The sequence below is a fragment of the Streptococcus fermentans genome (assembly GCF_040888305.1).
Classification (GTDB): Bacteria; Bacillota; Bacilli; order Lactobacillales; family Streptococcaceae; genus Streptococcus; species Streptococcus fermentans.
The window spans coordinates 90,941-115,702 of record NZ_JBFNFG010000003.1 but is presented as its reverse complement, the minus strand read 5'-3'; the positions used below and the strand labels follow the sequence as shown (position 1 = coordinate 115,702).

Genomic DNA, 24,762 nt, shown 5'->3' with positions numbered 1-24,762 from the left:
CGAATATGTTATAATAATGTTTGCTGTGACTGTTTGGAAAACAGTTGCTGAAGGAATGATTAGTGAGGAAGTCTATGAAAGAAAAAGGATTTTGGGAGGGTGTGCAGGCTGCGGTGCCGACGGCTCTGGGCTATGTTAGCATCGGCCTTGCCTGTGGCATTATCGGTTCGCCCTATGTGACACCACTAGAAATGGGTCTGATGAGTCTCTTTGTTTATGCTGGGAGCGCTCAGTTTGCCATGATGGCTTTGATTGCAGTTCAAGCTCCAGTAGCTGCTATTGCCATGACGGTCTTTTTGATTAATCTGCGTCTCTTCTTGCTCAGTTTGCATGCATCGACCTATTTTCGCCATACCAGTCTTTGGCAAAACATCGGTATGTCTAGCCTCTTGACCGATGAGACCTATGGCGTTTTGATGGGCGAGTTGGTGCATACGGATAAGGTCAATCCTATGTGGATGCACGGGAACAACCTTAACAGCTATGTGGCTTGGTTTGTCGGAACTGTTGTCGGAACTGTTCTAGGTGGACTTCTACCAAATCCAGAAATTTTTGGCTTAGATTTTGCCCTAGTGGGGATGTTTATTGGGATTTTTACTTCCCAGTTTCAGATTATGCAAAAACGGATTCCTTTGCGCAATCTCTTCATAATTTTAGCAGTTGTAGCTGTATCTTTCTTTTTGCTCTTGACGGTGGTGTCTCAGTCATTAGCTGTTCTGTTTGCGACCTTGCTAGGTTGTACCATGGGGGTGGTCTTGGATGGTCAGTAAGTATATTTTATTAGCAATTGTCTTTTCTGGCTTGGTGACTTGGATTCCAAGAATGATTCCTTTTATCCTAGCCAAGTACAAGGGTTTGCCGCCTATCGTAGAGCGCTTTTTGAAATTTCTACCAGTTTCTATTATCTTTGCCTTGATTCTTTCAAGTGTGGTGACAGGAAAAGTTGGAAGCCTTCCGCAGATAAAGTGGTTAGACTTTTTAGCAGTCTTTCCAACGGCTTTTGTAGCCTTTCGTTACCGCAATCTGGTGGGAACTGTTCTCTTTGGGGTGGTCTTGATAGCAGTTCTACGTTTGGTCTTTTAAATCAGCCATAAAGAAAACCTATCACAAATATAGAAATCATATAATAGCGTAATTCCTTTTTTTCTGTTAAGATAAGATTGTATTCTATTTTGGAGGAAATATCATGAAAAAAATCGTTAAATATTCATCACTTGCTGCTCTAGGGCTTGTAGCCGCAGGTGTATTGGTAGCTTGCTCAGGCGGTGAAAAGAAAGATGCTGCATCTGGTGAAGCAACATCTAGTAAAAAAGAAATTATCGTTGTAACCAATGCTACACCAAAACCATTCAACTATGAAGAAAATGGCGAATTGACTGGTTACGAGATTGAAGTGGTTCGCGCTATCTTTAAAGATTCTGACAAGTATACTGTCAAGTTTGAGAAGACAGAGTGGTCAGGTGTTTTTGCAGGACTTGATGCTGATCGTTACCAAATGGCTGTTAGCAACATCAGCTACACTAAAGAACGTGCTGAAAAATACCTTTATGCAGCTCCAACTGCTAAAAACCCTAACGTTCTTGTAGTGAAAAAAGATGACTCTAGCATCAAATCGTTTGATGATATCGGTGGAAAATCTACTGAAGTTGTTCAAGGAACAACATCTGCTAAACAGCTAGAAGACTACAACAAACAACACTCAGATAACCCAACTATCCTTAACTACGTTAAAGGGGACTTCCAACAAATCATGGTACGTTTGAGTGATGGCCGATTTGACTACAAGATTTTTGATAAAATCGGTGTTGAAACAGTCATCAAGGACCAAGGTTTGGATAACTTGAAAGTTATCGAACTTCCAAGCGACCAACAACCTTACGTATACCCACTTCTTGCCAAAGGTCAAGATGAGTTGAAGGCATTTGTGGACAAACGCATCCAAGAATTATATAAAGATGGAACCCTTGAAAAGCTATCTCAACAGTTCTTTGGCGGTTCTTATCTGCCAGCAGAAGCTGATATTAAATAAATTTTTAAATCATCCATTCTCTGGTAGATGGATGATTTTCCATTCTGTAGGTATATAGTTTCAAACTATAGGTCTTCCTATCTATTAACAATTTGCGAAATCAAATAAAGTGTGAGATACTATTACAGTATTATTTTTAAAGGAGAACGAATCATGAAAATTAAAAAATGGTTAGGCGTAGCAGCTATCGCTACAGTAGCAGGCCTTGCACTTGCAGCTTGCGGAAATTCAGACAAGAAAGCAGACAACACAACTACAGTTAAAATTGCGACTGTTAACCGTAGCGGTTCAGAAGAAGCACGCTGGGACAAAGTCCAAGAATTGGTTGAAAAAGACGGAATTAAATTGGAATTCACAGAGTTTACAGACTACTCACAACCAAATAAAGCAACTGCTGATGGTGAAGTAGACTTGAACGCTTTCCAACACTACAACTTCTTGAACAACTGGAACAAAGAAAACGGTAAAGACCTTGTAGCGATTGCAGATACTTATATCTCACCAATCCGCCTTTACTCAGGTAAAAACGGGGAAGAAAACAAGTACACTAAAGTGGAAGAAATCCCAAACAACGGTGAAATTGCTATTCCAAACGATGCTACTAACGAAAGCCGTGCCCTTTACCTTCTTCAATCAGCAGGTTTGATTAAATTGGATGTTTCAGGAACTGAACTTGCTACAATCGCAAACATCAAAGAAAATCCAAAGAACTTGAAAATCACTGAGTTGGACGCTAGCCAAACAGCTCGTTCATTGACTTCAGTTGATGCAGCAGTTGTAAACAACACTTTTGTTACAGAAGCAAAATTGGACTACAAGAAAGCACTCTTTAAAGAGCAAGCTGACGAAAACTCAAAACAATGGTACAACATCATCGTTGCGAAAAAAGATTGGGAATCATCACCTAAAGCTGATGCAATCAAGAAAATTATCGCAGCTTACCACACTGACGAAGTGAAAAAAGTCATCGAAGAAACTTCAGACGGCTTGGATCAACCAGTTTGGTAATAAACACAGGGAGGTGGGAGAGATTTTTTCCACCTCTTGCTTTTATATAGAGACTAAAGAAAAGGAACATCCACTTGTATTGATTCCAAAGGTACAAGTCCTAGTAGAAAGGTAGAGAGAAAATGGTTTTCCCTAGCCAAGAAGAACAAATTGAAAAGTTTGAAAAGGATCATGTGGCGCAACATTACTTTGAAGTTTTGCGGACCTTGATTTCTAAAAAATCAGTCTTTGCCCAACAAGTCGGCTTGAAAGAAGTGGCTCGTTATCTAGGCGAGATCTTCAAGCGTGTAGGTGCAGAGGTCGAGATTGATGAGAGTTATACGGCACCCTTTGTCATGGCGCATTTTAAAAGTTCACGCCCAAATGCCAAGACTATCATTTTCTACAACCACTATGACACAGTACCTGCGGATGGCGACCAAGTCTGGACAGAGGATCCATTTACGCTTTCTGTCCGTGATGGCATCATGTATGGACGCGGGGTTGATGATGACAAGGGACATATCACTGCCCGCTTGAGTGCTCTTAGAAAATACATGCAGCATCATGATGATCTACCAGTCAATATCAGTTTCATCATGGAAGGCGCAGAGGAATCTGCCTCTATGGACTTGGACAAATATCTAGAAAAACATGCGGACAAGCTTCGTGGTGCAGATTTATTGGTCTGGGAACAAGGAACCAAAAATGCCTTGGAACAGCTAGAAATCTCTGGTGGGAACAAAGGAATTGTGACTTTTGATGCCAAGGTCAAGAGTGCCGATGTGGATATCCACTCTAGCTATGGCGGTATTGTAGAGTCAGCGCCTTGGTATCTGATTCAAGCCTTGACTAGTTTGCGAGCTGCAGATGGACGTATTTTAGTTGAGGGCTTGTACGATGAGGTTCAAGAGCCTAATGAACGAGAGTTAGCCTTGGTTGAAACCTATGCTCAACGCAATCCAGAGGAAATCAGCCAGATTTATGGCTTGGAATTGCCACTTTTACAAGAGGAACGTACAGCCTTTCTAAAGCGTTTCTTCTTTGAACCAGCACTCAATATCGAAGGGATTCAGTCTGGTTATCAGGGGCAAGGAGTTAAAACGATTCTACCGGCTGAGGCTAGTGCCAAGCTAGAAGTCCGCTTGGTTCCAGGCTTGGAACCACATGATGTTTTGGATAAAATCCGGAAACAACTAGACAAAAACGGCTTTGATAAGGTAGAATTGTACTATACCTTGGGTGAGATGAGTTATCGGAGCGATATGAGTGCGCCAGCCATTCTCAATGTGATCGAGTTGGCCAAGAAATTCTATCCACAGGGCGTTTCAGTCTTGCCGACTACAGCTGGGACAGGACCTATGCATACGGTCTTTGATGCCTTAGAAGTACCCATGGTTGCCTTTGGGCTTGGAAATGCTAATAGCCGAGACCATGGTGGAGATGAAAATGTGCGAATCGCCGATTATTATACCCATATTGAATTAGTAGAGGAGCTGATTAGAAGCTATGAGTAGAGATATTATTAAGTTAGATCAGATCGATGTGACGTTTCACCAAAAGAAAAGAACCATTACAGCGGTCAAGGATGTGACTATTCACATTCAAGAAGGGGATATCTACGGAATCGTTGGATATTCTGGAGCAGGGAAATCAACCCTAGTTCGTGTTATTAACCTCTTACAAAAGCCATCTGCAGGCAAAATTACCATTGACGACGATGTGATTTTTGATGGCAAGGTGACCTTGACGGCCGAGCAGTTGCGTCGTAAACGTCAGGATATCGGGATGATTTTCCAGCATTTTAACCTGATGAGTCAGAAGACGGCAGAGGAGAATGTAGCCTTTGCCCTCAAGCACTCTGGTCTCAGCAAGGAAGAAAAGAAGGCTAAAGTAGCTAAACTGCTTGACTTGGTTGGTCTTGCGGACCGTGCCGAAAACTACCCTTCACAGCTTTCTGGAGGTCAAAAACAACGTGTGGCTATTGCGCGTGCCTTGGCAAATGATCCAAAAATCTTGATTTCAGATGAATCAACTTCTGCCCTTGACCCTAAGACAACCAAGCAAATCTTAGCCTTGCTGCAAGATTTGAACCAAAAATTAGGCTTGACTGTTGTCTTGATTACGCATGAAATGCAGATTGTCAAAGACATTGCTAACCGTGTAGCCGTTATGCAAGACGGTCGCTTGATTGAAGAAGGTAGCGTTCTTGAAATCTTCTCAGATCCTAAGCAACCATTGACTCAAGACTTCATCTCAACAGCCACAGGTATTGACGAAGCTATGGTCAAGATTGAGAAACAAGAAATCGTAGAGCACTTATCTGACAATAGTATTTTGGTACAACTCAAGTATGCAGGAGCTTCTACAGATGAGCCACTTTTAAATGAATTGTATAAGCACTACCAAGTAACAGCCAATATTCTCTATGGAAACATCGAAATTTTGGATGGTACTCCTGTTGGTGAGCTTGTGGTTGTCTTGTCAGGGGAAAAAGAAGCCTTGGCAAGCGCTCAAGAGGCCATCCGTCAGGCAGGTGTGCAACTAAAAGTATTGAAGGGAGGACAGTAAGATGGCAGAATTGATTAAAGCATACTTACCAAACGTCTACAAGATGGGTTGGTCTGGTCAAGCTGGCTGGGGAACAGCTATCTACTTGACTCTTTATATGACGGTTCTTTCCTTTATCATCGGAGGTTTCCTAGGACTGGTTGCAGGGCTTTTCCTTGTCTTGACAGCTCCAGGTGGTGTCTTGGAAAATAAAGTTGTTTTCTGGATTTTGGATAAGATTACCTCTATTTTCCGTGCGGTACCATTTATCATTCTCTTGGCAGTCTTGTCACCCTTCTCTCATCTAATCGTAGGAACAAGCATTGGTCCAAATGCGGCTATCGTACCGCTATCTTTTGCAGTCTTTGCCTTCTTTGCCCGTCAAGTACAGGTGGTATTGGCTGAGCTAGATGGTGGTGTCATTGAGGCAGCTCAAGCTAGTGGAGCGACCTTCTGGGATATCGTGGGTGTTTACCTATCAGAAGGACTTCCAGACTTGATCCGCGTGACAACTGTGACCTTGATTTCCCTTGTTGGTGAAACAGCCATGGCGGGAGCGGTCGGAGCAGGTGGTATTGGTAACGTAGCCATCGCTTATGGATTTAACCGCTATAATCACGATGTGACCATTTTGGCAACCATTATTATCATTTTGATTATCTTTACAATTCAGTTCTTGGGAGACTTCTTGACCAAGAAATTAAGTCATAAATAAAAAAGAGCCAGCTGGCTCTCAGATTGAAGAAAAAGTTCGTTGTGGACAATTTTCTTCAATCTTTTTCTATTATTAGAGAAAATAAAAAAACTCTTATTACTCTTCGAAAATCAAATTCAAACCACGTCAACGTCGCCTTAGATTATATATGTGACTGACTTCGTCAGTCTTATCTACAACCTCAAAGCTGTGCCTTGAGCAACCTGCGGCTAGTTTCCTAGTTTGCTCTTTGATTTTCATTGAGTATAAAAAGAGCATTATATCTGCATTTCTAAGAGTTTTCGAGATGTAGTAACCAAGCTCCTTTAATTACCGAAAGGGTTTGTCTACCTTCTTAGAGCTTAGTAGCTCTTTTTCTATCACATTTTATCTGCAAATTTTTTACTAAGTTTTTGTCCGATCAAGGCGCCAAGTAAAGCACCGATGAGGACACTTGCTACAAAGAGAAGAATGGTAGTGAGATTTGCTGCGACCATAATGCGATCGATATAGTCCTGAGATTTTCCACGGGCGACTAGAGTTGCTATATAGGATTGAGGTGCCAACCACATGAGTAGAATGGGACCAGTAGTACCAAAAGCAAAAACTAGGAAGGAAAGAAGGTTCTTGACCTTATCCTTGTAGTGGCCTAGGTGAGCGATGCCATCTGCTGCAAGACCGCAGATAATTCCTGGCAGAAAGGTTCCAGCACCATGCTTGCTCCCGAGGAAAAAGAGAGAAATTACAAGTCCAATCGTAGTAATCGCTCCAAAACGAGGCACCTTTGCTAAAAGGATCATATAGACGCTACCACCCACAAGAGCAGAAAAGGCAGGGGCGTAAAACATATTTCCAGTGTGGTCGACAAGGTTCCCTAGTAGAACCCCCGCTCCGATACAGAGAAAGTAGACAAGAGCAGCTACAAGGGTTGTCAAGATATTCTTTTTCATAAGTTCTCCTTCGTATATCTGATGTTATTCATTGTATCATGCCTAGCTCAGATTGTAAATGCTAGCTTGGAACTAGTATTTATTAGGAAATGTGGTAAAATAGGAAAAAATAAAAGACGAGTGGTAAGAGTATGAAGAATTTAGGAAAAGTTTTTAAAGAGTTAAGAGAGTCCAGAAAAATCTCCTTGAGAAAAGCAACAGGTGGACGCTTTTCAGCATCCTTATTGTCGCGTTTTGAAAATGGTCAAAGTGAAATATCTGCTCAAAAGTTGTTTGTTGCTTTAGAGAGTATCCATGCTAATGTAGAAGAACTCTTATTTTTGGCGAGAGGTTTTCATCAGGATGCCTATTCTGAATTTAGAAACAGAATAGTCGAGGCTATCGACCCTCAAGATTTGACATCCTTGCGCACTATCTACCAGAGAGAATATCAACAACTTCCTTTTTCAAAGGATAAACAGCAACACATTCTCAATGCTATTTTGATAAAATCCTATATGAAAGCTATTGATGAGACGGTTACATTGACCTCTGAGGAAGAAAGAGTCCTACATGATTATCTATTTTCTGTTGAAATTTGGGGGCTCTATGAACTTTCGTTCTTTTCTTCCTGCTCTCCTCTTTTATCAGTCCAGCTTTTGACAAAGTATACTCGGGAAATGTTGCGGAAGTCAGATTTCATGCAAGGAGTTGGGAAAAATCGGAATATGATGCACACCTTGCTTCTCAATGGTTTTATGGCCTGTATTGAAGTTGATGATTTTACCAATGCCCTCTATTTCAAAAAACAAATTGAACAGAACTTCTTTGAAGAAAATGAAACCTATTTTCGAATAGTCTACCTATGGGCAGAAGGTTTGCTTGATAGTAAGCAAGGAAGAGCGGAGGAAGGACAGAGAAAAATGGAGGACGCTATCCGTATTTTCGAGATGATCGGTTGTAGCAAATCTGCAGATTATTATAGAAGTGCCATAGAGTGTTGAATATCTGCAACTGGATAAATGAAATTGAAACGATAGGACTGTGAAGATACTTATTAGTAGTAGAAAATTCCAGCGTTTTCGTTATTCGTTTAATCTGTTGCATATATTCAAAAAATATTCTCAAGGGCTTCTTGATGCTATACTAGAGCTACCATAAAAGTAGAATGTGAGAAAGAAAGGAATCTATATGAAACTATTACTAAGAAATCAAGCATACAGAGTTTTGAGTTTATCACGATTTTTCAATGCTTTTGGAGCTTCCATTTTTAATTTAGTATTTGTGGTCTATGCCTCGACTTTGCCAGAGGCTTCTGTTGCAGTTGCTATGGCGAATGTTGTGATGATGCTTCCAACTCTTTTTACAGTTTTTGTGGGAATTCGGGCAGATTATACCAAGGACAAGGTCAAATGGATGACCTATGTCGGTTTATTTCAGGCGGTTTTATTTTTTCTAGCAGCCCTAGTTATTCAGCAAGCTAGTTTCTTTGCCTTTTCGACCCTTTGCCTCATCAATGTCCTTAGTGATGTAGCCAGTGATTTTGCTGGTGGCTTGCGAATGCCTCTCGTTAAAGAAAAGGTAGCAGAGTCAGATCTGATGGAGGCCTATTCCTTTTCGCAGTTTATTACCTATATCTCTGCGATTGGCGGCCAAGCTTTTGGAGTTTGGCTATTAGGTGTGTCAACACAGAACTTTTCGCTCGTAGCGGGAATCAATGCCATATTTTTCCTAGTGTCAGCTCTCATTCTCTTTTTAGGAAGGGCTGAATTAAGCTTATCAACTCCACTTGTTGATAGTAAATCACTGAAAAATGAGAAACTTTCTATCAAAGATCAATTTTTAACGATTTACCGAAACTTACGTCTCGTTTTTCTTAAAAGTGGACATAAAAACTTTGGTTTTATGCTCTTTGCTATCTTGATTATCAATGCTTTGGGTGGTGCCTTAGGTGGTATCTATAACATCTTCCTTTTAAATCATTCCTTACTGAATTTTTCCTACAAGGATGCATTGTTTATCTTACAATTGATTACCTTATTAGCAGTTATCATCAGTAGCCTTACTGGCAATGATTATTTTGGGAAGCAATCTCTGCCTAGATTGATGATGTGGGTTACATTAGGAGCCAGTCTAGTTGGTCTATCTAATTTGTTAAACCAAGTCTTGCTCGGGATGCTTTTCGTCTTTTTTACCATGTATGTTTCTGGGAAAATTTCTCCAAAGATTAGTGCTCTGCTCATGAAAAATCTTGCTCCAGAGGTTCTCTCTCGTACCAGTAATTTTTTAGGTTTGTTGTTTACTCTATCTATACCAGTGGGGACGGCCTGTTTTTCACTGGTGGCAGTATGGGATATACAGTTAACATGGGCTCTGTTTGTTGGACTTTCCTTGCTTGCGATTCTCCTAGCTAGTCTTAATCTCAAAAATGAAATTTAGGTGTTAGTCTTCTTTTCACACTGTCCCAATCTTCTCATTTATGGTAAAATAGGACTATTAAGTTATAAAGAGGATTCCCTATGAAATTACAAAAACCAAAAGGAACGCAGGATATTTTACCTGCTGAGTCTGCCAAATGGCAGTACGTTGAAGGCTTTGCGCGTGAAATCTTCAAACGCTACAACTACGCAGAAGTACGTACCCCAATTTTTGAGCACTACGAAGTCATCAGTCGTTCTGTTGGAGACACAACTGATATCGTAACCAAGGAAATGTACGATTTTTATGACAAGGGAGACCGTCATATTACCCTCCGTCCAGAAGGAACTGCTCCAGTCGTTCGTTCTTATGTGGAAAACAAACTCTTCGCACCAGAAGTTCAAAAACCAAGTAAGTTCTACTACATGGGGCCAATGTTCCGCTATGAGCGCCCACAAGCAGGTCGTTTACGCCAATTCCACCAGATTGGAGTGGAGTGCTTTGGCTCTAGCAATCCAGCTACCGATGTGGAAACTATCGCTATGGCAGCCCACTTCTTGAAAGAAATTGGCATACAAGGTGTTAAATTGCACCTCAACACTCTTGGAAATCCTGAGAGCCGTGCGGCTTACCGTCAGGCCTTGATTGACTACTTAACACCGCTCAAGGAGACCTTGTCTAAGGATAGCCAACGTCGCTTGGAGGAAAATCCTCTCCGTGTCTTGGACTCTAAGGAAAAAGAAGACAAGGTGGCAGTAGAGAATGCACCATCTATCTTGGATTATCTGGACGCAGAAAGCCAAGCTCACTTTGATGCTGTTCGTCAGATGTTGGAAAATCTCGGAGTAGCCTATATCATCGATACCAATATGGTACGTGGTCTGGACTACTACAACCACACCATCTTTGAGTTTATCACAGAGATTGAGGGCAATGACTTGACAGTTTGTGCAGGTGGTCGCTATGATGGCTTGGTTGCTTACTTTGGTGGTCCTGAGACTGCTGGATTTGGTTTTGGACTTGGTGTTGAGCGCCTTCTTTTGGTCCTTGAAAAACAAGGTGTAGCACTTCCTATCGAAAACGCCCTAGATGTCTATATCGCAGTGTTGGGAGAAGGAGCAAATGTTAAGGCCTTAGAATTAGTACAGGTTCTTCGCCAACAAGGTTTCAACGCAGAGCGTGATTACCTCAACCGCAAGCTTAAAGCTCAGTTCAAGTCAGCCGATGTCTTTGCGGCTAAAACTCTCATTACTCTCGGAGAGAGCGAAGTCGAAAGTGGACAAGTGACAGTCAAGAACAACCAAACACGAGAAGAAGTGCAAGTGTCACTTGATGCTATCAATCAAAATTTCTCAGAAATCTTTGAAAAATTAGGATTTTATACTCAATGAAAATCAAAGAGCAAACTAGGAAGCTAGCCGCAGGCTGTACTTGAGTACGGCACGGTGAAGCTGACGTGGTTTGAATTTGATTTTCGAAGAGTATTAATAACAGATAAACTGGTCAGGATCTTACTCCTGACCGTTTTCTTTTGCAAAATGACAAAAATCCTAAACTTTTTGACAAATATACTTGTCAAAAATAAAAAGATGTGTTACAATGAAATCAAGTTGAGAGAAAAGGAGAAAGGAATGCTAAAAAATCGTTTAAAAGAGCTTCGGGCTCGCGATGGCCTCAATCAAACCGAACTGGCCAAGCTAGCTGGCGTGTCCAGGCAAACCATCAGTTTGCTAGAACGGGATGAGTACACTCCATCCATCGTCATTGCCCTGAAGATTGCTCAGATATTCAATGAGCCTGTCGAGTCAGTCTTTCGCTTGGAGGAGGATGAATGATGAACAAGTATAAAGGGATTTATTATCTATGTATAGTTGTGTTTATCGTTAATCTTTTGGCCATGATTGGAACCCTATTTGGTTGGTTTACTATCGTTGAAAGTAAATATCTCTTCTGGATAAATTTAGTTCTACTATTGGTCTTTAGATGGGTAGAGAGAAAGATAAAGTTTAAAGAGATTGTAAAAGGAGAAAAATTATGAAAGAATTTTTAGCAGGTTTTCAAGTAGATACTGAGAACAAAGAACTTGCAGGTGTTTGTGCAGGTCTAGGAAACTATTTTAACATCCAGACCAACGTCGTTCGTTTGGTGACACTCTTGTTGTTTCTTTCTTCAACAGAGTTCGGTATTATAACAGTAACTCTCTATGCCTATCTAGCAGGCTGGCTTGGTAATGAGCCCTTGGGAGATGGAGCGAAAAAAGCAAGAAACCAAGCTATTATCTTACTTGTTGTTTGTTTGCTTTTGGTATCGCTTGGAGCAGAGGGCTTGACAGCTATTTATGAATCAGGGAAAGCCTTTGGTCAATGGTTGGCTGGATTGGTTTAAAGGGGGATGAAAATGAAAAAGAAACGAGTGCTATATTTATTATTATTGTTTATATCAGCATTTATTACAGGTATGTTTATGGGACGTGCTTTGGCAATGGGAGTCAGTTTCAATCTAACAGATTTGGTTCCTTGGTTTTCTGGCTCTAGTTTATTATTGGCATTGATTAGCATCCTTTTGGCTTTCAATTTCCTAAAGAAAAGTAGGGGATTTCACTCCTTGTATCAAGAGGAAATGGATGACAATCTGAATGAAACTTATTATGTGCAAATGTATCGAAATCTTGAGTTTGGAACAATTGCTTCTAACATAGTTTCAGTTACGACTTTGTTAGCATTTTTTATATCGGCGACTGAAGTGCTTATACTTGGTAATAGTTATTTAACCTTAGTACTCTCTTTCCTAGGTTTGATGTTGCTATTTGTTGTTCAAAAATATTTATTAAAGACAATTTCGATTGTTCGTCAGTTCGATTTGGCATTTTTCTCCATGCCAAAGGATGTGTTAGATTATGTAAATTCTTACGATGAAGGAGAACGACAAGCTAATTTGGAACAAAGTTTTCGGGTTTTATTCCAATTAAACCAATATGTTTTACATGGTTTGTATATTTTGATTACTATCGTTTCTGTGCTTACAAGAGAAATTCAGTTATTAGCCCTTTTAGCTGTAGCTGTAGTTCATATCTATATCAATTTAATGCAGATACCGATGATAAAACGTTATTTCAAATAGAAACGATCACTGAAACTACTAAAAGTTATTAGTTGGTTTAGATAGAGGTCAGAAAATGAAAAATAATCGTAAATGGTTGAGAGTAGTAGTGTGTATGTTAAGTGCTTTTGTAGGAGCCTTTGCTTACACTCTTAGAGGTATAGCTGAACAGATTCAAATGTCACAAGTATTACACACTGTTTATGGACTCGCTCTCGTTATTGGAGGAATTTCCTTCGTTTTAGCCATGTATTATCTTGGTAAAAGTCGAGAAGTTTATACTCTTTATCAAAGGGGGACAGAGGAAGAAGATAGTGATCAGACTTATGTAAGAGCTTATCGTTACTTAGATTATGGTTCTGTTTCTTCAAATGTTTTGATGATAGCAATGATGACCAGTGGGATCATACTGATTTCTCCGATATTTAAGAATACCTTGCTAATTCTTCCTGCTCTTATTCTATTATGCTTATACATTATTGTTGCCAATTACTTGCTGCGAACTATTTTTATCGTTCGACACTATAAACTGTCTGTTTATTACACTCCAAAAGATATTTTAGCCTATCTTAACAGTTATGATGAAGGAGAAAAGCAGGCAGAGATGGAAAGTGCCTATTTAACTCTGTTTAGATTGAATCAGATTTTACTGCCATCACTCTATTTTTTATTGATAGTATTATCAGTTGTTTTACGAGAAATACAAGTAGTTGCCTTAGTTCTTTTAGTCGTCATTCATCTTTATATAACTATCGCACAATTAAGAAAAACAAAACGTTATTTCAAATAGGAGAATATTATGAAAACACTTAAAAATATCGGCTGGTATAGCCTTACTTTCTTATCATTTCTTATGGTCTATAGTTTTATTCAGGGCGTAGGCTTAGAAGCCATGAAAATGGGTGCGCCTGAATATGTTGCTGTCCCAATTTATGTCTTATTAGCAGGAATTTTCACCTTCGTTACCTATAAGTGGTATAAGACAGGAACCGTTACGATTGAAAATACAGCCCTTAACAAATATATCTGGTTGCCTGCCTTGGTATTGGTTCTTGTCATAGTTGCACAAAATTTCTTACCAAATGATCCATCAGTCAATCAACAGATGTTAGAACAAATGACTCATAATCAACCTCTCTTCTCTTTCTTTATGATAGTTGTTTTTGCGCCTCTGACAGAAGAGTTAACCTTTAGAGGTATGTTAGCTCGCTATGTCTTTCCTCAACAGGATAACATCAAGCAGACAGCTCTCTTTCTTATTGTAAGTACGATCATTTTTGCACTTGTTCATTTCCCTGGCACTCCTCAACAATTCCTAGTGTATGGTTCCCTAGGTTTGAGCTTGGGCTTAGCTTATGTCAGCAAAGGTGGTTTGGCATACAGCATTGCTTTACATGCTTTAAATAATTTAATCGGATTTTTAATGATTCTCATGCTATAATAGACTCAGGAGGAAGTCATGAAACGAGTACTATTATTAGCAGTGATTCAGGCAGTTGTTCTCTTCTTCATTATTGGAGCGCTTGCCTATGCTTTAAAAGGGGATTTCTTTTATAACCATCTAGCAGTTATCTTTGCACCAATCGCAGGGATTATGCGATTTGCGACAGCCTATGCAACGGAGATTGTTCTCCCTAAAAAGGCTGCAGAGATTGCTGAAAAGCGTAAAAAATAAAGAAATACCAAGTAAAATAAGATCCAGCGAATGATTTTGCTGGATTTTTTCATTTATAAGAGGAAACTCTCAACTTTTCTGCTGATTTTCATGAAGAGCCTGCGCTTTTATGGTAAAATAGTAACAGAATAATAGAGGAGAGAAAACATGAAACGTAGTATGTATGCTGGTCGTGTTCGTGAGGAACACATCGGACAAGAAATTACCTTGAAAGGCTGGGTTGCCCGTCGTCGTGACTTGGGTGGATTGATCTTCATCGACCTTCGTGACCGTGAAGGGATTATGCAGTTGGTTATCAATCCTGAGAAAGTTTCTGCGGAAGTGATGGCAACAGCTGAAAGCCTTCGTAGTGAATTTGTCATCGAGGTGACTGGTCAAGTTGCTGCACGTGAGCAAGCCAATGATAAGTTGGCGACTGGAGCGGTTGAACTGAATGTAACGGCTCTTTCTGTACTTAACACAGCCAAAACAACACCATTTGAAATCAAGGATGGCATTGAAGCGAACGATGATACGCGTCTACGTTACCGTTATCTTGACCTTCGTCGTCCAGAGATGTTGGAAAACCTTAAACTTCGTGCCAAGGTAACTCATTCTATCCGTAACTACTTGGATGAGTTGGAATTTATCGACGTGGAAACACCATTCCTTTCTAAATCAACACCAGAAGGGGCGCGCGACTATTTGGTGCCATCTCGTGTTAATAAAGGGCATTTTTACGCTCTTCCTCAAAGTCCACAGATCACAAAACAGTTGTTGATGAATGCTGGATTTGACCGTTACTACCAAATCGTCAAATGTTTCCGCGATGAAGATTTACGTGGAGACCGTCAACCTGAATTTACCCAGGTCGACTTGGAAACGTCATTCTTGACTGAGCAAGAAATCCAAGATATCACAGAAGGCTTGATTGCGCGAGTGATGAAGGAAACAAAAGGCATCGAAGTAACCCTTCCCTTCCCCCGTATGAAGTATGATGATGCTATGGCTCTTTATGGTTCTGACAAGCCTGATACTCGTTTTGAAATGTTGCTTCAAGACTTGACAGATCTTGTCAAGGGTGTATATTTCAAAGTCTTCTCAGAAGCTCCTGCGGTTAAAGCCATTGTAGTTAAAGGTGCAGCAGACAACTACTCTCGTAAAGATATTGACAAGATGACAGAGGTGGCCAAGCAGTATGGTGCTAAAGGTCTTGCTTGGGTCAAGGTAGTTGATGGAGAATTAAATGGACCAGTTGCGAAATTCTTGACTGGTATTCAAGCAGACTTGACAACAGCGCTTGGTCTTGAAGATAAAGACTTGGTTCTCTTTGTGGCTGATACGCTTGAAGTAGCTAATGCAACACTTGGAGCCCTTCGTGGACGTATTGCTAAAGAATTAGGCTTGATTGATCAGGATAAATTTAACTTCCTTTGGGTTGTTGACTGGCCAATGTTTGAATGGTCTGAAGAAGAAGGCCGTTATATGAGCGCCCACCATCCATTTACCCTTCCTCAAGCAGAAACTACTCATGAGCTTGAAGGAGATTTGGCTAAGGTCCGTGCCATTGCCTATGATATCGTCCTAAACGGTTATGAACTTGGTGGCGGTAGCCTTCGTATCAACCAAAAAGAACTTCAAGAACGCATGTTCAAGGCTCTTGGATTCTCAGCAGAAGAAGCAAATGACCAGTTTGGTTTCCTTTTGGAAGCTATGGACTATGGCTTCCCACCACACGGTGGTTTGGCTATCGGTCTTGACCGATTTGTCATGTTGCTCGCTGGAGAAGAAAATATTCGCGAAGTTATCGCCTTTCCTAAGAACAATAAGGCAACTGACCCAATGACGCAAGCACCATCAACAGTAGCTCTTAAACAACTAGAGGAACTTAATCTACAAGTAGAACAAGATGAAACAAACGAAACTAACTAAAAAGTGGAATCATTATCTTCGCCGCTTTGCTTATCGAGTAAAGATTTTGCGTGTTTTACAAAGTATTTCTCGAGAAAAATACGATGAAAAAATCTCAGCTTCTCTGGTATATGGTTTTCTATCAGCAGTAGCCGTCAATTTCTTTTTCCAACCAGGGCACGTTTATTCAAGTGGTGCGACAGGTTTGGCCCAGATTATATCTGCTCTAAGTAACCACTGGTTTGGGTTTCATTTCCCAATCTCAGTAGCATTTTATGCCATCAATATTCCTCTCATGATTTTGGCTTGGTATCAAATTGGACATAAGTTCACGATTTTTACCTTTATCACGGTATCCATGAGCTCGCTCTTTATCCAGTTTGTGCCGGTGGTGGTCTTAACAGAGGATCCAATCATCAATGCCCTTTTTGGTGGTGTTGTCATGGGACTGGGAATCGGCTTTGCTTTACGTCATAACATCTCCAGTGGCGGAACAGATATTGTCAGCCTAACCATTCGTAAGAAGACAGGTCGTAACGTCGGAAGTATCTCTTTCTTGGTGAACGGTACCATCATGTTGATTGCAGGAGTGACCTTTGGTTGGAAATATGCCCTTTATTCCATGATTACTATCTTTGTCTCAAGTCGTGTGACAGATGCAGTTTTCACCAAACAAAAACGCATGCAGGCCATGATTGTTACTAGCAATCCAGATGCAGTCATTGAGAAAATCCATCATAAATTGCACCGTGGAGCAACCATGATCCATGATGCTGAAGGAACTTATAACCACGAACGTAAGGCTGTTTTGATTACGGTTATCACTCGTGCAGAGTTCAATGATTTTAAACTGATCATGAAGCAAGTTGATCCAACAGCCTTTGTTTCTGTTTCAGAAAATGTTCATATCCTAGGCCGATTTGTCGAAGTCGAAAACTAATCAATTATAAAAATAGATTACAAAAAACCAACTCTAAGCAAAAGTGTTAGAGCTGGTTTTTCTTATTTTTCAATGATTTCATGCGCAATGACTTGACGATAGCAGATTTGACGATTTTCTTTGACATCATTGATGATTTGAAGAATAGTCTCAAACGAAGTGCGGCCGAGAGCCAGACTATTAATATTGACATAGGCTGCTAGGTTTAATTTTGGATTTACAGAGTCAAAGCTAAGAACAGGGACATTCAGCTGATGTTCGTTGAGGTAGTTACAAACACCTTCAGCTAAGAGGCTATCTGTTGTGATAACAGCATCGGTTTTTGGATCGTATTCAAAAAGTTGTTTGCTAAATTTATATCCTTTTTCTTCAAGAAATTCATCAGCGAAAAAGGTACGATGACTATCAAGAGATAGTTTGTGTTCTTTGAGGGCTTGCTCGTAACCTGTTAGACGATCCTGCGTAACGTAGAGTTTCTTGGTACCACCGATGAAAGCAATGCGGCTGCATCCTTTTTTGATGAAGTATTCTGTCGCATCAAAACCAGCTTGAATATTATCATTGTCAACAAGCGAAATGAAGGGTGATAGTGATTTCCCAAGGATTAGGAAGGGAAATTGTTCTTCAGTAACGAGTTTAACCAAGGGGTCATTTTCTTGGGCATACAAGAAGATAAGACCGTCTACACGCTTTCCATAGACCATCTGTGAAATTGCATTTAAGCGCTCTTTTTCGTCTTTTCCAGTTGCAATCTGGATAGCATAGTGATTTTCTGAAGCAATTTGTGCAATCCCTCTAAGGACAGAAGGAAAGAAAGGATTTTGATAGAAAACGTCTGAATCATCTGGAAGAACCAAGCCGATAACCTGCGTATAACTACTAACCAGGCTTCGGGCATTGAGGTTAGGATGGTAGTTGAGTTCCTTCATAGCCTTTCGAACTCGTTTTTTGGTTTCATCGCTAATGGTTGATTTGTTTTGAATAACACGGGTTACGGTTGAGGGTGAGACCCCTGCAGCCTTGGCCACGTCTTTAATTGTCACGGGCATAATAATCTCCTACTTATGGTAGTCTGGATCACGGAAATGCGTTTTGTAAAAGATAGTGACCAGGTATAGAACAAATAAAATATTTTGAACAGTAATCAAAGTTGCCATGTTTTGCCCCAAGAGACCGAGAATCATGGCAAGTAAGGTTGGTAATCCTAAACAGTTCAAAATGAAATGATAGCACTCTTTGTAGCTTTTAAATGAAAAGAGACGCGATTTTTTTGTGAAGTAGAGCAAGAGGCTAGCACCTAAAGCAACAATAAAAAAATTAAGTCCAAAGAGGAAGCTAGAACCAAGCACAAGAAAGAGACTAATATAGACGCGATTCTGTTGATACCAGTCTTTAGAAATGGCTTGTGTTAAGCTTTCCTTGCTTTGGAAGCTCTCAGTCGTTATCGCGTGATAGCGAATGCTGGTCAATTCTTTTCCTTGCTTGCTGATGATGAGTTTCTCAGGTTCAAAGTTCAGAAGTAATTCCTCAGGGAAGTTTGAACTAGAAGGGTCTCCGATTTGGATAGAAGCTTGATGAGGAGATGAACCTGTATAGCTCAACTTACCATCTACAATCTTTGCATTGGTAGCCAAATCCTGAACCACACTATCCGTCAAAGGAGTGTAGACATCATCGATGAAAGTTTCTAAAGGATAAGTTTCCTGAGAACTGTTCTGGATGGCAATAGGGACCATAGACAAACTAATCAGGAAAATACTGGTAAAAATCAGTTGAAACCAGTTGAGACCAAAACGTTGAGATAGGGGCTTACGAAATCCCCAAATACTATTAAAATAAGAAAATGGATATGGTAACATAAATCTCTTTCTATAGGCATTTTTCTATATGAGTATTATATAGAGAAATGTATTTTATTTCAAGCGGGGATAGTAGAATCCTTGGTAAAAGTGAATGTTTGTTATGATTCGTCCACTAACTAACAAGGTAATCTCAGCAAGCTCTTGTTTCTCACCAGACAATCGATGTACAAGGTCAAAAATGAAAAAGGGTGGCGGGGGGGTATATTACCCCTTGTCGCCACCGCTTGTAAGTCCTGAAACGAAGTTCTTTTGCAAGAAGAAGAAAAGTGTACAGATTGGAAGGGCGATGAGGATAGCACCTGCTGAGAAGTAGGCAATCTTCATGTTCTTCACATTGCTAACGAAGGTCTGTAGACCAACGGCAACTGTAAAGTATTCTTTTTCACGAAGCAAGAAACTAGAGAGGATATAGTCTCCGAAAGGTCCCATGAAGGCCCAGAGTGCTTGTACAGCAACCATTGGACGAACAAGAGGGAGAACGATTTGCCAGAAGCGGCGGAAATGTCCTGCACCATCAAGTTTTGCAGACTCATCAAGAGACATTGGCACGGTGTCAAAGTAACCTTTCATCAACCAAGCATTCATAGGGATACCTCCACCAACGTAGAGGAAGATGAGGAACCAGCTATGGTTAAGGGCATTCAACATGAGGGCCATAACGAAGAAGGCAGTCAAAGCAGCCATTGTAGGCACCATTTGGATAATCAAGAAGAAGACCAAACTTTGTTTACGAGCCAAGAAGTTGTAACGGCTATAGGCGTAACCAGCAAGTACGATAATACTTGTTTGTACAACCATAGTGATCAAAGCGATGATCAAAGTGTTGAGGTACCATGTACCGTACAAGGTTTCTGTAAAGAGCCCTTTGAAGTTATCAAAATTGAAGTCGATGTTAGTATCGAGTTTAAAGGCTGCGACGTTACCTGCCTTGAAGGCTGACATGATAGTAATCAATAGTGGATAGATAATCACGATTGAAAGGCCAATCAAGTAGAGGTAAGTAAGGGTTTGAGTCAGTCTACGTTTGAGTTTGATTGAGTTATTCATCTTAGACGTCCTCCATATCAAATGCGTGTAGTTTCTTGAATGCAATCATAGAGATTGAGATGACAATGATAGAGATAATCAAGGTAACAGCTGCCGCCATAGAGTATTGAGGAGATGTACCCGTTGTCAAACGGTAGATCCATGAGATCAAGATATCGGTTGAACCAGCTCCACCACCGACACTACCAGGACCACCGCCATTGAAGAGGTACATGATAGAGAAGTTGTTGAAGTTGAAGGTGTATTGGCTGATCAAAGTAGGTGCCGCAACAGCCAAGATCATTGGGAAAGTGATGTTGCGGAATTTTTGCCAAGCGTTTGCACCGTCGATATAAGCTGCTTCATACAAGTCGTTTGGAATAGACTGTAGGATACCGAGAGTAAGGACATAGATATAAGGGAATCCAAGCCAACCTTGCATCATAATCAAGGCAACCTTAGTCCAAGTAGGGTCTGTTTTCCAAGGGATGAGTGCCCCGTCAAGGAATGGAAGAACCTTAGCAAAAAGTGGCAAAACTTGGGTATTGATAGCACCAACACTATCGTTGAACATGTTTGAGAATGTCAAGATAGTGATGAAGGCTGGAACCGCCCAAGGCAGAAGGAAGATAACACCAAAGATACGTTTCCCCTTGATGAATGGTTGGTTGGCAATAATAGCTGTGAAGATACCGATTACAATCTGTAAAGTTGATGCAGACAAAGCCCAGATAATAGTCCAAGAAAGAACAGAACCGAAGGCTGAACGGAAGGTACTCAAGCTCCAGATATTTGTGAAGTTAGTCAAACCAACCCAGTCTAACAATTTGTTTGGTGGTAAGTGTTGGAAATCGTAGTTAGTAAAGGCAATCATCAAGGTTACAATAACCGGGAAGATAATCGCAAATGTCATGGCAACGTAAGATGGGATAATGAGCAAGTATGGGAATCCATTTTCATAGATACCTTTAATCATATCCTTAAGTGTCAATGGGACAGGGATGCCATTATTGATACGTTTTGCAATAGTGTGAGCGTCTTTAATATTGAGAATATAAAAGGCTAGATAAACAATTACAAAAATAGAGTGAAATGCACCACGAATCAACATGAAGAGAGAGTTGTCACGGCCAGGTTTTTCCCCAAGTGTGATCAAGTTGCTCAATTCAGGTGCTGCAAGTGCTATAAAATAGAGGACAAAAACTACTGTTACAGCAAGGAAGATAAAACCTTTAGCTTTTTGTTTATTATAGATTTGCCCCAACCCAGGAATCAATGAAAGCAAGGCTGCTTTTTTTGGTTGTTGTTCCATGAGTGCTCCTTTCATAAGATACGAGCGTTGAGCTCGATGCTAATCAGTAAAACTACTGAAAACATTGTCAGTGTATCTAAAAATCAAGGGAGATGTTTGAATTATCTCCCTTGAAGCAATCAATTAGTTACCAAATTTTTGTTGGATTGTTTCTTTGATCAATGTTACAGCATCATTAGCAGCTGTTTTAGCATCTTTCTTACCACTTACAGCTTCAAATAGCATTGTTTTAGCTGGGTCCCAAACAGCTGACATTTGAGGGATGTTTGGCATTGGTTGAGCGTTTTGGAACTGTTTGATAACAGCTGTTGTCAACTCATCGTTTTTACCTTCAGCATATGAACGAGCCTCAGTGTTAGCTGGGATTTCGTTAGTTTTATCATAGAAGGCTTTTTGTTCTTCAGTTGAAACAAGGAAGTCTACAAATTTTTGAGCAGCTTCAAGGTTCTTAGTACTTGATGGGATGATCCAAGCTTTACCACCACCGAATGTTTCATAGTTTTTACCGTTTGGAAGAGTTGGGATAGTCGCAACACTGTAGTTTACTTTAGCATCTTTGAAGGCCTGAGCTTTCCAAGGACCATCAATGATAGCAGCTGTTTTACCTTCTTGGAATTGAGTTTGGATTAGGTTTGGAGCTCCTTCCGTATCTTGCATACCTTTAGGCCATTTTTCGTACCAAGTTTTAGCGTAGTTGATAGCAGTGATAGCTCCTTCGTTTGCAAGTCCGATATCTTTAGGATCTTTACCGTTGTCACCAAATACGTAACCGCCGTTACCAGCAAGAAGTCCGTATGCATAGTAGAAGTTTGTCCAGTCAGCAAGGAAGGCAGTTGTTTTACCATCTTCACCAGCGAAGGCATATTTGCTATCTTTAGCAAGGTTTTCCAAGTCAGCAAAAGTTTTTGGAGCTTCTTTAATCAAGTCTTTATTATAGTACAAAACAAGTGACTCGATAACAGCAGGAGCACCGTAAACTTTACCGTCAGCAGCTGTTACAAGAGATTTAGTTTTATCATCTGTTTTAGCACCGTCGCTCAATTTCACTTCTGAAAGTTGTCCGTCTTTACCAAGGCTACCTACTCGGTCGTATGGTGCCATCATAACGTCAGCAGCTTTACCAGATTGGTTATCTAGAGAAAGGTTATCGAGACCACCCATTTGGTCTCCTGTTTTGATAGTAACTTTTACTCCAGCTTCTTTTTCGTAAGCTTGTGCAGCTGATTCAGCAAATGCTTTATATTGGTCTTCAACGTATAAAGTAAGTTCTTTACCTTCAGATGAACCAGAATCAGCCGCTTTATCAGCAGTTTTGCTTCCGCAAGCTACCAAAAGCAAGCTAGCAAGAGTAGCAGTACCAAGTACAGCTGCGCTCTTCATGAATTTAGTTGACATAGTGTATTCCTCCTAAAGAATAACAAATTTTAATTTCGAGGAAACGCAAACGTTTTCCCTTATGACCCTAGTATAGCACAAACGGAAAACGGTTGCAAGCATTTTTTTGAAAAAATTTTAAAAAGCTTGTTGCTGGCTAATTCCTAAAATTGTTTGTATAATAGAAGAGAAATAGGAAATCATGCAAATTTCAATTCAAAAATAATTTAAGGGAAACGATTGCATGATTGAGCTACTGATTAAAAGGGTGTTAAAAATAAGAATATAGTAACTTAAAAGTTTATCAATAAAAAAATAAATCATAAAAGTTTTTTAAAAACGCTTGCATTTCTTTTTGAAATGGGTTATACTTTACTTAGCGCAAACGTTTGCGCACAAATTTGAAACAATTAATTAAAAACACTTGAGGTGCTATTATGAAAAAACGTCAAAGTGGTGTGTTGATGCACATCTCATCACTTCCAGGAGCTTACGGAATCGGATCATTTGGTCAAAGCGCCTATGATTTCGTTGACTTCTTGGTTCGTACCAAACAACGTTACTGGCAAATCCTTCCATTAGGAACAACAAGCTACGGAGATTCTCCTTATCAATCTTTCTCAGCCTTTGCTGGGAACACTCATTTTATCGATCTTGATATTTTGGTAGAGCAAGGCTTGTTAGAAGCAAGTGATCTTGAGGGAGTAGACTTCGGTAGCAACCCAACTGAAGTTGATTATGCTAAGATTTATTACGCACGTCGTCCGCTTCTAGAAAAAGCAGTTAAACGTTTCCTTGAAGTTGGGGATGTCCAAGATTTTGAAAAATTTGCTCAAGACAACCAATCCTGGCTTGAACTTTTTGCAGAGTATATGGCTATTAAAGAGCATTTTGATAACTTGGCTTGGACAGAGTGGCCAGATGCAGATATTCGTGCGCGTAAAGCTTCTGCTCTTGAAAGCTACCGTGAACAATTGGCAGACAAACTTGTTTACCACCGTGTAACCCAATATCTCTTCTTCCAACAATGGTTGAAATTGAAAGCATACGCTAACGAAAACCACATCGAGATTGTGGGGGATATGCCAATCTATGTTGCTGAAGATTCAAGCGATATGTGGGCAAATCCACACCTCTTTAAAACAGATGAAAACGGGAAAGCAACTTGCATCGCAGGATGCCCACCAGATGAGTTTTCTGCGACTGGTCAGCTTTGGGGGAACCCAATCTATGACTGGGAAGCAATGGATAAAGATGGCTACAAATGGTGGATTGAACGCTTGCGTGAAAGCTTCAAAATCTACGATATCGTGCGTATCGACCACTTCCGTGGATTTGAGTCTTACTGGGAAATTCCAGCTGGTTCTGAAACAGCAGCACCTGGTAAATGGGTGAAAGGACCTGACTACAAACTCTTTGCAGCCGTTAAAGAAGAACTTGGTGACTTGAACATCATCGCAGAAGACCTTGGATTTATGACTGATGAAGTCATCGAGCTTCGTGAGCGCACTGGATTCCCAGGAATGAAAGTCCTTCAATTTGCTTTCAATCCAGAACACGAAAGTATCGACAGCCCACACTTGGCACCAGCAAACTCAGTTATGTACACTGGAACACACGATAACAACACTGTTCTTGGTTGGTACCGTGATGAGATTGATGATCCAACTCGTGAGTACATGGCTCGTTACACAAACCGTAAAGAGTACGAAACAGTGGTGCATGCTATGCTTCGTACAGCTTTCGCATCAGTAAGTTTCATGACGATTGCCACTATGCAAGATTTGCTAGAGTTGGATGGTTCAGCTCGTATGAACTTCCCATCTACTCTTGGTGGAAACTGGTCATGGCGTATGACAGAGGAACAATTGACTCCTGCTGTCGAAGAAACTTTGCTTGACTTGACTACAATTTATCGCCGTATCAATGAAAATTTGGTAGAATTAAAGAAATAAGACATTATCAGGAGACATAAAA

Annotated in this window: 26 protein-coding genes; 20 read left to right on the top strand and 6 right to left on the bottom strand. The window is 40.4% G+C overall.

Features of this window, described 5'->3' with window-relative positions:
- Positions 1-74: 74 nt before the first annotated feature.
- The 7 genes from AB2B50_RS04585 to AB2B50_RS04555 all read left to right on the top strand — a co-directional run bounded on the left by AB2B50_RS04585 (position 75) and on the right by AB2B50_RS04555 (position 6,281).
- The gene (locus AB2B50_RS04585; RefSeq protein WP_320692659.1) at positions 75-770 is read left to right on the top strand and encodes an AzlC family ABC transporter permease; all 696 of its coding nucleotides are present in this window, start codon (positions 75-77) and stop codon (positions 768-770) included.
- Positions 760-1,083 (top strand): AzlD domain-containing protein, encoded by a 324-nt coding sequence (locus AB2B50_RS04580; protein ID WP_045762538.1) that lies wholly within the window; start codon positions 760-762, stop codon positions 1,081-1,083. The genes AB2B50_RS04585 and AB2B50_RS04580 overlap by 11 nt, the downstream gene beginning before the upstream one ends.
- 103 nt (positions 1,084-1,186) lie before the next feature.
- Positions 1,187-2,029: an amino acid ABC transporter substrate-binding protein gene (locus tag AB2B50_RS04575; protein WP_049502808.1), complete on the top strand. Its 843-nt coding sequence runs from the start codon at positions 1,187-1,189 to the stop codon at positions 2,027-2,029.
- Positions 2,030-2,182: 153 nt separating this feature from the next.
- Positions 2,183-3,037 (top strand): MetQ/NlpA family ABC transporter substrate-binding protein, encoded by an 855-nt coding sequence (locus tag AB2B50_RS04570; RefSeq protein ID WP_000694516.1) that lies wholly within the window; start codon positions 2,183-2,185, stop codon positions 3,035-3,037.
- A gap of 122 nt (positions 3,038-3,159) precedes the next feature.
- Positions 3,160-4,533 (top strand): M20 family metallopeptidase, encoded by a 1,374-nt coding sequence (locus tag AB2B50_RS04565; RefSeq protein ID WP_320692658.1) that lies wholly within the window; start codon positions 3,160-3,162, stop codon positions 4,531-4,533.
- On the top strand, positions 4,526-5,587 hold the full coding sequence (locus AB2B50_RS04560; RefSeq protein WP_320692657.1) for a methionine ABC transporter ATP-binding protein: 1,062 nt from the start codon (positions 4,526-4,528) through the stop codon (positions 5,585-5,587). Before AB2B50_RS04565 ends, AB2B50_RS04560 begins: the two co-directional genes overlap by 8 nt.
- A 1-nt stretch (position 5,588) precedes the next feature.
- Entirely contained in the window at positions 5,589-6,281 is a 693-nt protein-coding gene (locus AB2B50_RS04555; RefSeq protein ID WP_049495467.1) for a methionine ABC transporter permease, read from the top strand.
- 359 nt (positions 6,282-6,640) lie between these two features.
- Here the strand turns inward: AB2B50_RS04555 and AB2B50_RS04550 are convergent, their stop codons facing one another.
- On the bottom strand, positions 6,641-7,210 hold the full coding sequence (locus tag AB2B50_RS04550) for an MptD family putative ECF transporter S component (protein ID WP_320692656.1): 570 nt from the start codon (positions 7,208-7,210) through the stop codon (positions 6,641-6,643).
- A 131-nt stretch (positions 7,211-7,341) separates the two neighbouring features.
- Between AB2B50_RS04550 and AB2B50_RS04545 the strand changes: the two genes are divergently transcribed.
- The 12 genes from AB2B50_RS04545 to AB2B50_RS04490 all read left to right on the top strand — a co-directional run bounded on the left by AB2B50_RS04545 (position 7,342) and on the right by AB2B50_RS04490 (position 17,211).
- Positions 7,342-8,193 (top strand): Rgg/GadR/MutR family transcriptional regulator, encoded by an 852-nt coding sequence (locus tag AB2B50_RS04545; protein ID WP_320692655.1) that lies wholly within the window; start codon positions 7,342-7,344, stop codon positions 8,191-8,193.
- A gap of 187 nt (positions 8,194-8,380) precedes the next feature.
- Complete coding sequence (locus AB2B50_RS04540; protein ID WP_320692654.1) at positions 8,381-9,628, top strand: MFS transporter; 1,248 nt, start codon at positions 8,381-8,383, stop codon at positions 9,626-9,628.
- An 80-nt stretch (positions 9,629-9,708) separates the two neighbouring features.
- The gene (hisS, locus tag AB2B50_RS04535) at positions 9,709-10,998 is read left to right on the top strand and encodes a histidine--tRNA ligase (RefSeq protein WP_320692653.1); all 1,290 of its coding nucleotides are present in this window, start codon (positions 9,709-9,711) and stop codon (positions 10,996-10,998) included.
- A gap of 240 nt (positions 10,999-11,238) precedes the next feature.
- The gene (locus tag AB2B50_RS04530; RefSeq protein ID WP_000916945.1) at positions 11,239-11,442 is read left to right on the top strand and encodes a helix-turn-helix transcriptional regulator; all 204 of its coding nucleotides are present in this window, start codon (positions 11,239-11,241) and stop codon (positions 11,440-11,442) included.
- Positions 11,442-11,645, top strand: coding sequence for a hypothetical protein (locus AB2B50_RS04525; RefSeq protein ID WP_320692673.1), 204 nt, complete (start codon positions 11,442-11,444; stop codon positions 11,643-11,645). Before AB2B50_RS04530 ends, AB2B50_RS04525 begins: the two co-directional genes overlap by 1 nt.
- Positions 11,642-11,992, top strand: a complete 351-nt coding sequence (locus AB2B50_RS04520; protein WP_320692652.1) for a PspC domain-containing protein — start codon at positions 11,642-11,644, stop codon at positions 11,990-11,992. Before AB2B50_RS04525 ends, AB2B50_RS04520 begins: the two co-directional genes overlap by 4 nt.
- Positions 11,993-12,004: 12 nt before the next feature.
- Positions 12,005-12,727: a DUF3169 family protein gene (locus AB2B50_RS04515; RefSeq protein ID WP_320692651.1), complete on the top strand. Its 723-nt coding sequence runs from the start codon at positions 12,005-12,007 to the stop codon at positions 12,725-12,727.
- Positions 12,728-12,782: 55 nt separating this feature from the next.
- Positions 12,783-13,496 (top strand): DUF3169 family protein, encoded by a 714-nt coding sequence (locus AB2B50_RS04510; RefSeq protein ID WP_320692650.1) that lies wholly within the window; start codon positions 12,783-12,785, stop codon positions 13,494-13,496.
- A 9-nt stretch (positions 13,497-13,505) separates the two neighbouring features.
- Positions 13,506-14,147: a CPBP family intramembrane glutamic endopeptidase gene (locus AB2B50_RS04505; RefSeq protein WP_320692649.1), complete on the top strand. Its 642-nt coding sequence runs from the start codon at positions 13,506-13,508 to the stop codon at positions 14,145-14,147.
- Positions 14,148-14,165: 18 nt separating this feature from the next.
- The gene (locus AB2B50_RS04500) at positions 14,166-14,381 is read left to right on the top strand and encodes a hypothetical protein (RefSeq protein ID WP_320692648.1); all 216 of its coding nucleotides are present in this window, start codon (positions 14,166-14,168) and stop codon (positions 14,379-14,381) included.
- Positions 14,382-14,528: 147 nt separating this feature from the next.
- A complete protein-coding gene (gene aspS / locus AB2B50_RS04495) occupies positions 14,529-16,292 on the top strand; it encodes an aspartate--tRNA ligase (protein ID WP_320692647.1) in 1,764 nt (587 codons plus the stop codon).
- Complete coding sequence (locus AB2B50_RS04490) at positions 16,270-17,211, top strand: YitT family protein (protein ID WP_320692646.1); 942 nt, start codon at positions 16,270-16,272, stop codon at positions 17,209-17,211. The genes aspS and AB2B50_RS04490 overlap by 23 nt, the downstream gene beginning before the upstream one ends.
- 62 nt (positions 17,212-17,273) lie before the next feature.
- On the opposite strand, the gene AB2B50_RS04485 is transcribed toward AB2B50_RS04490, so the two are convergent.
- The 5 genes from AB2B50_RS04485 to AB2B50_RS04465 all read right to left on the bottom strand — a co-directional run bounded on the left by AB2B50_RS04485 (position 17,274) and on the right by AB2B50_RS04465 (position 22,806).
- Positions 17,274-18,260: a LacI family DNA-binding transcriptional regulator gene (locus AB2B50_RS04485; protein WP_320692645.1), complete on the bottom strand. Its 987-nt coding sequence runs from the start codon at positions 18,258-18,260 to the stop codon at positions 17,274-17,276.
- A gap of 9 nt (positions 18,261-18,269) precedes the next feature.
- Positions 18,270-19,070, bottom strand: a complete 801-nt coding sequence (locus AB2B50_RS04480; protein WP_320692644.1) for a DUF1189 domain-containing protein — start codon at positions 19,068-19,070, stop codon at positions 18,270-18,272.
- A gap of 207 nt (positions 19,071-19,277) precedes the next feature.
- On the bottom strand, positions 19,278-20,120 hold the full coding sequence (locus tag AB2B50_RS04475) for a sugar ABC transporter permease (protein ID WP_049531176.1): 843 nt from the start codon (positions 20,118-20,120) through the stop codon (positions 19,278-19,280).
- Between the two features lies 1 nt (position 20,121).
- Positions 20,122-21,411, bottom strand: coding sequence for a sugar ABC transporter permease (locus tag AB2B50_RS04470; RefSeq protein WP_320692643.1), 1,290 nt, complete (start codon positions 21,409-21,411; stop codon positions 20,122-20,124).
- A gap of 123 nt (positions 21,412-21,534) precedes the next feature.
- On the bottom strand, positions 21,535-22,806 hold the full coding sequence (locus tag AB2B50_RS04465; protein ID WP_320692642.1) for an extracellular solute-binding protein: 1,272 nt from the start codon (positions 22,804-22,806) through the stop codon (positions 21,535-21,537).
- Between the two features lie 416 nt (positions 22,807-23,222).
- Here AB2B50_RS04465 and malQ point away from each other — a divergent pair, with 416 nt between their 5' ends.
- A complete protein-coding gene (gene malQ / locus AB2B50_RS04460; RefSeq protein ID WP_320692641.1) occupies positions 23,223-24,740 on the top strand; it encodes a 4-alpha-glucanotransferase in 1,518 nt (505 codons plus the stop codon).
- The last annotated feature ends 22 nt before the right edge of the window (positions 24,741-24,762 follow it).